The following is a 6,288-nucleotide window of genomic DNA, read 5'->3' as shown; positions in this document are numbered from 1 at the left end:
CGCCCACGGCACGACCGGCAGCAGCAGCGAGAAGCCGCCGAAGGCCGCCGCGGACGTCGACCACGCCGGGATCAGACCACGAACGGTGAACAGTCCTTGTTGTTCCGCCACGTCAGAGCAGCCGGAAGACGCCCGCGGCGGCGGCCAGCACGGTCAGAGCCAGCAGCACACCCGCGAACAACGTGTTGCGCGCCTTCCACATCGACCACGTTCCGCCTGCCGCGAATCCGGCCACGATGAAGCACAGGTAGGTGAGGACGACATCCATATGTCAGAGACTGCCCTTCGTCGACGGGATGCCGGTCACACGCGGGTCGGGTTCGACGGCCTCGCGCAGCGCGCGGGCGACCGCTTTGAACTCGGCCTCGGTGATGTGGTGCGGGTCGCGGCCGTAGAGCACCCGCACGTGCAGGGCGATGCGGGCGTGGAAGGCGAACGACTCGAACACGTGCCGGTTGATCACCGTCGAGTAGGGCACGCCGGGATATCCCCCGATCACCGAGTGCACCATGTAGTCGGGTTCACCGGTGAACACGCAGTAGGGACGGCCGGAGACGTCGACCGACGCGTGCGCGAGGGTCTCGTCCATCGGGATGAAGCAGTCGCCGAAGCGCCGGATGCCGCGCTTGTCGCCGAGGGCCTGACCGAAGGCCTGGCCGAGGACGATGGCGGTGTCCTCGACGGTGTGGTGGGCCTCGATCTCGATGTCGCCCTGCGCCTGCACGGTGAGGTCGAACGAACCGTGCTGGCCGAGCGCGGTGAGCATGTGGTCGTAGAACGGGATCCCCGTGGAGATCTCGGTGCGACCGGTGCCGTCGAGGTCGATCTCGACGGTGATGCTCGATTCCTTGGTGGTGCGTTCGACGCGCGCGATGCGGTCGCTCATCGGGTTTCCTCGATTTCCGTGGCCGCGAGCTTCTCGCTCACTCGCAGCAACTCGTCGTTCTCGTGGGTCAGACCGATCGTGGTCCGCAGGTAGCCGGGGATCCCGACGTCGCGGATGAGTACACCCTCGTCGAGATACCGCTGCCAGGTGGCAGGGGCGTCCGCGAAGCGGCCGAACAGGATGAAGTTGGCGTCGGAGGGAATCACGTCGTAGCCGAACCGGGCGAGTTCGGCGGCGACGCGGTCGCGCTGGGCGGCCAGTTCCGCAACCGACGCGAGAGTTTCGTCGGCGTGCCGCAGGGCCGCACGCGCGGCGGCCTGGGTGACGACCGACAGGTGGTAGGGCAGGCGCACGAGCAGCAGCGCGTCGATCATCGCGGGGGCCGCGGCGAGATAGCCGAGCCGTCCGCCGGCGAAGGCGAAGGCCTTGCTCATCGTCCGCGAGACGACGATCTTCGTCGGGTACTCGTCGATCAGCGACAGAGCGCTCGGCTGCGAGGAGAACTCGACGTACGCCTCGTCGACGATCACGATGCCGGGGGCGGCGTCGAGGATCACCCGCAACTCGTCGAGCGGGATGCTGTGTCCCGTCGGGTTGTTGGGGCTGGTGACGAAGACGACGTCGGGCCGACGCTCCCGCACGGCCGCGGCGGATGCCTCGACGTCGAGGGTGAAGTCGTCGCGCCGGTAGGTGGCCAGCCACTCGGTCTGGGTGCCGTCGGCGATGATCGGGTGCATCGAGTACGACGGTACGAAGCCCATCGAGGTGCGCCCGGGACCACCGAAGGCCTGGAGGAGCTGCTGCAGGATCTCGTTGGAACCGTTTGCGGCCCAGATGTTCTCGACACCGAGAGGAACGCCTGACGCGTTCGTGAGATAGGCGGCGAGGTCGGTGCGCAGCGCGACCGCGTCGCGATCGGGATAGCGGTGCAGCTGCGTCGCCGCCTCACGCACGGNGCCTCGGCGACGTCGTCGACGAGCGCCTGCGTGGGCGGGTGCGGGTTCTCGTTGGTGTTGAGCTGGACGGGCACCGTCAGCTGCGGCGCACCGTAGGGCGACTTGCCACGCAGGTTCTCGCGCAGCGGCAGATCGGCGAGGGTGATGCGGGAGCCGGGGATCTGGGTCACTTCAGCGCCTCGAATCGCAGACGGACGGCTTCGCCGTGGGCGGGCAGGTCCTCGGCGTTCGCGAGGGTGATGACGTGACCGGAGACGTCCTTCAGGGCCGCCTCGGTGTACTCGACGACGTGGATGCCGCGCAGGAAGGTCTGCACGCTCAGGCCCGACGAGTGCCGGGCGCAGCCGGCGGTGGGCAGGACGTGGTTCGATCCGGCGCAGTAGTCGCCGAGGGAGACCGGCGCCCACGGCCCGACGAAGATCGCGCCCGCCGACCGGACGCGTGCGGCGACCTCGGAGGCGTTCTCGGTCTGGATCTCGAGGTGCTCGGCGGCGTAGGCGTTGACGACCTTCAGGCCCTGCTCGATGTCGTCGACGAGGACGATGCCGGACTGGCTGCCCGACAGCGCGGTGGTGACGCGCTCGCGGTGCTTGGTGAGCTCGAGCTGCGCGGCGAGCGCGGTATCGACGGCGTCGGCGAGTTCGGTGCTGGTGGTGACGAGCACCGAGGCGGCCATGACGTCGTGCTCGGCCTGGCTGATCAGGTCGGCGGCGACGTGCACCGCGTCGGCGGTGTGATCGGCGAGGATCGCGATCTCGGTGGGGCCGGCCTCGGCGTCGATGCCGACGACCGCGCGGCACAGCCGCTTGGCGGCGGTGACGTAGATGTTGCCGGGGCCGGTGATCATGTCGACCGGGGCGAGTTCGGCGCCGTCGGTGTCGGTGCTGCCGTAGGACAGCAGTGCGACACCCTGTGCGCCGCCGACAGCCCACACCTCCTCGACGCCGAGCAGGGCCGCGGCGGCGAGGATCGTCGGGTGCGGCAGTCCGCCGAAGTTCTTCTGCGGCGGCGAGGCGATGACGAGCGATTCGACGCCGGCGGCCTGCGCCGGCACGACGTTCATCACGACCGACGACGGGTAGACCGCGTTGCCACCCGGCACGTAGAGGCCGACGCGTTCGACCGGCACCCAGCGTTCGGTGACGGTGCCGCCGGGGACGACCTCGGTGGTGACGTCGGTGCGGCGCTGGGCCGCGTGCACGACGCGCGTGCGCGCGATGGCCTCCTCGAGAGCGGCACGGACCGCGGGCTCGAGTTCGGCCAGCGCGCGGTCGAGTTCCGCGGCGGGAACACGCACCGAGGCGGGGCGGACCCCGTCGAACTTCTCGCAGTAGTCGAGCGCGGCCTCGGCGCCGCGGTCGCGGATGTCGTCGACGACGGGACGGACCTGATGGAGCACCGCGTCCACATCCACTCCGCCGCGGGGCAGTGCGCCCCTGAGCTCCGCAGTGGTGGGAGTACGACCGCGCAGGTCGGTGCGGGCAAGCATGAGGTGTCCTCTCTCGTCGAACAGGGGTCACCTTCTACTATCTCGCATCGAGTGGTGACGTTCGAAGTCGCGCCCGCGTGAGGATGCTCTCGACACGGATCACCGTGCTTATGCTGACGGCATGGACGAGGACGAGTCGCGCCCGAGCACGTTGGGCGAATTGATCCGCCGCCAGCGTGAGCTCGCAGAACTGCCCATGCGTCAACTCGCGGCGATGGTGGGCATTTCGAATCCGTACCTGTCGCAGATCGAGCGGAACCTGCGGGCGCCGAGCGAGCGTGTGCTGCAAGCGATCGCCGAACAGTTGCACCTGTCCGCGGACACCCTCGCGACCCACGCGCAGGCCGACGACGGAGCGGAGTCCGCGGTCCTGCAGGCGATCCGCGAGGATCCCGACCTGACCAATCCCCAGCGGCGTTCGCTCGAGGAGATGTACGAGGCGTTCCGGGAGGTCACCGTCGCGCGCCGTCGGCGTGGTGGAGGACGCGAACCCGACGAGGAGTGAGCATTCTCACAATCGGCCCTGGGCGGGTTCGTGCGTCACGCAGCAATCGAGGTCAGCCCGATTTCGTCGCCTCGTCGACGAACATGCAGGTAGCACGTACCTGGGGGTAAGGTGCGCGCCTCCGTCGGCGACGTCACCATCGGCTCCGGACCATTCACCCAGTTCTGGAGTTGCTCGGTGCTCAACCATCTGCAGAAGAAGCTCACCTCCTCCCTCGACCCGATCGGGTGGGGACCGGCTGTCGCATCCGTCGCCGGCCGTGCAGTGAAGAATCCGCGGGCCGTGGCCGGCGCGACCACGGAGTACGCCACCCGCCTGGCGAACATTCCGGTAGCGGCGACACGCGTGTGGAACGCCGCCGATCCGCAGCCCCCGGTGCCGCTGGATCCGAAGGACCGCCGCTTCTCCGATGCCGCCTGGAAGGAGAACCCGGCCTACTTCTCGCTGCTGCAGAGCTATCTCGCCACCCGCGAGTACGTCGAGGATCTCGCCGACGCCGGCTCGGGCGATCCCGTGCAGGACGGCAAGGCCCGCCAGTTCGCGAACTTGATGTTCGACGCGCTCGCCCCCTCGAACTTCCTCATCAACCCGGGTGTGCTCGTGCGCGCGCTCGACACCGGTGGCGCGAGCCTGTTCCGCGGCGCGAAGTACGCCATCGAGGACGTCGTACACCGGAAGGGCCTGCCGCTCAAGGTCGACCGCGAGGCGTTCACCCTCGGCGAGAACATGGCCGCGACCCCCGGCAAGGTCGTCTTCCGCAACGACCTCATCGAGGTCATCCAGTACGCCCCGCAGACCGGCGAGGTGCACGAGATCCCGATCCTGGCGGCGCCGCCGTGGATCAACAAGTACTACATCCTCGATCTCGCGCCGCAGCGCAGCCTCATCGAGTGGGCCGTGCAGCACAACCGCACCGTGTTCGCGATCTCGTACCGCAACCCGGGCGAGTCGATGCACGAGATCACGATGGACGACTACTACCGGCAGGGTGTCGCGGCGGCTCTCGACGTCGTCGAGGAGATCACCGGATCCTCGCGTATCGAGGTGCTGTCGATCTGCCTGGGCGGCGCGATGGCGGCGATGGCCGCGGCCCGCATGGGCAAGCTCGACGACAAGCGGATCAGCGCGTTCACGATGCTCAACACACTCCTGGACTACAGCGAGGTCGGCGAGCTGGCACTGCTGACCGACCCGGCGACACTCGACCGCGTCGAGTTCCGGATGAGCAAGCAGGGCTTCCTCTCCGGCAACGAGATGGCCGGCAGCTTCGACATGATCCGCGCGCGCGATCTGATCTTCAACTACTGGGTGTCGCGGTGGATGAAGGGCGAGAAGCCCGCCGCCTTCGACATCCTGGCGTGGAACGAGGACAGCACTCGCATGCCGGCGAAGATGCACTCGCACTACCTGCGGTCGCTGTACGGCCGCAACGAGCTCGCGCGCGGCGTGTACGAGCTCGACGGCGAGGTCCTCGACCTGTCGGACATCACGTGCGACACCTATGTGGTGGGCGCGATCAACGACCACATCGTGCCGTGGACGTCGTCGTACAAGGCCACGGGCCTGCTCGGCGGGTCGGTCCGGTACGTCCTGACCAGCGGCGGCCATGTGGCCGGCGCGGTCAATCCCCCCAACCCGAATGCCTGGTTCGAGGCCGTCGGCGCGCCCGACGGCGAGAAGCTGCCGACGCTGCCCGAGGACCCGAAGGCGTGGTCGGAGAAGGCCACTCGCACCGCCGGGTCGTGGTGGGAGGACTGGACCGCATGGTCGACGAAGCGCGCCGGTGAGCTGGTCGCTCCCCCGGCGATGGGCAGCGCGCAGCATCCGCCGCTGTGCGATGCCCCGGGAACCTATGTCTTCGAGTGACGTTGCGCGTTAGCTATCATCTTGCTAACCTGCTAACAGCGCTGATCCGAGCGCACCCCCACAGGGGAAGCCCCGCTCCTGTCACGAGCGCCCACGGAAGGTACACATCATGACCGCACCGACCAAGACCACCGCCGCCAACGCCAAGGCCACCGATGCCGCTGCCAAGGCGACGGAAGCCGCCACGAAGGCCGCCACCGAGGCCACCGCAACGGCCCAGCAGTCGGCCGAGAAGCTCACCTCGACGGCCGCTGCGGTCGCCGACAAGGCCGCCACCGAGTTCACCAAGACCGTCGACGAGGCCACCGAGCGCTTCCAGGAGTTCAACGCGAAGTTCATCGACGCCGCGAAGCAGAGCGGAAACCTCGGCGTCGACACTTACGAGAAGGCCGTCTCGAGCATCCTGGATCTGCAGGAGAAGGTCGCCGACGCCACCCCCGTCGAGTGGGTCGCCGATCTCGCCAAGGCACAGGTGTCCTTCGCTCGCGAGCTCACCACCACCGTCACGAGCACCGCTCGCGACCTGCTGAAGTAATCGTCGACTCCTCGATGCAGTCGATACCGAACACCGCATCAGCGGACGTTC

General features: G+C 68.4%; 7 protein-coding genes and 1 pseudogene (1 of these 8 only partly in view). 3 read left to right on the top strand and 5 right to left on the bottom strand.

The genetic code is table 11. The annotated features are described in order from the left end of the window. The 5 genes and pseudogenes from ACLBYD_RS11800 to hisD all read right to left on the bottom strand — a co-directional run. On the bottom strand, positions 1-111 hold the start of the coding sequence (locus ACLBYD_RS11800; RefSeq protein ID WP_447816574.1) for an MFS transporter. It extends 1,038 nt beyond the left edge of the window; 111 of the gene's 1,149 nt are visible here — the first part of the coding sequence; the start codon lies at positions 109-111; its stop codon lies off the left edge, out of view. A 1-nt stretch (position 112) separates the two neighbouring features. After that, a complete protein-coding gene (locus ACLBYD_RS11795; RefSeq protein ID WP_016696019.1) occupies positions 113-268 on the bottom strand; it encodes a hypothetical protein in 156 nt (51 codons plus the stop codon). Positions 269-271: 3 nt separating this feature from the next. Next, positions 272-886 carry an imidazoleglycerol-phosphate dehydratase HisB gene (gene hisB / locus ACLBYD_RS11790; protein ID WP_006554074.1) on the bottom strand — a complete coding sequence of 205 codons (615 nt, stop codon included), beginning with the start codon at positions 884-886 and terminating at the stop codon, positions 272-274. Continuing rightward, positions 883-2,012: pseudogene (locus ACLBYD_RS11785) on the bottom strand (histidinol-phosphate transaminase). Before ACLBYD_RS11785 ends, hisB begins: the two are co-directional and overlap by 4 nt. Further along, positions 2,009-3,331: a histidinol dehydrogenase gene (hisD, locus tag ACLBYD_RS11780; RefSeq protein WP_447816573.1), complete on the bottom strand. Its 1,323-nt coding sequence runs from the start codon at positions 3,329-3,331 to the stop codon at positions 2,009-2,011. The pseudogene ACLBYD_RS11785 and the gene hisD overlap by 4 nt, the downstream one beginning before the upstream one ends. Before the next feature lie 121 nt (positions 3,332-3,452). Here hisD and ACLBYD_RS11775 point away from each other — a divergent pair, with 121 nt between their 5' ends. From ACLBYD_RS11775 to ACLBYD_RS11765, 3 genes are all read left to right on the top strand, one after another. Further along, positions 3,453-3,836, top strand: coding sequence for a helix-turn-helix domain-containing protein (locus ACLBYD_RS11775; RefSeq protein WP_447816571.1), 384 nt, complete (start codon positions 3,453-3,455; stop codon positions 3,834-3,836). Between the two features lie 111 nt (positions 3,837-3,947). Further along, a complete protein-coding gene (locus tag ACLBYD_RS11770; protein WP_447816570.1) occupies positions 3,948-5,702 on the top strand; it encodes a PHA/PHB synthase family protein in 1,755 nt (584 codons plus the stop codon). A gap of 109 nt (positions 5,703-5,811) precedes the next feature. Continuing rightward, positions 5,812-6,237, top strand: a complete 426-nt coding sequence (locus ACLBYD_RS11765; protein WP_120283137.1) for a hypothetical protein — start codon at positions 5,812-5,814, stop codon at positions 6,235-6,237. Positions 6,238-6,288 lie beyond the last annotated feature (51 nt).

The organism is Rhodococcus sp. C26F (assembly GCF_053345925.1).
This window is presented reverse-complemented; position numbering and strand designations above follow the sequence as displayed.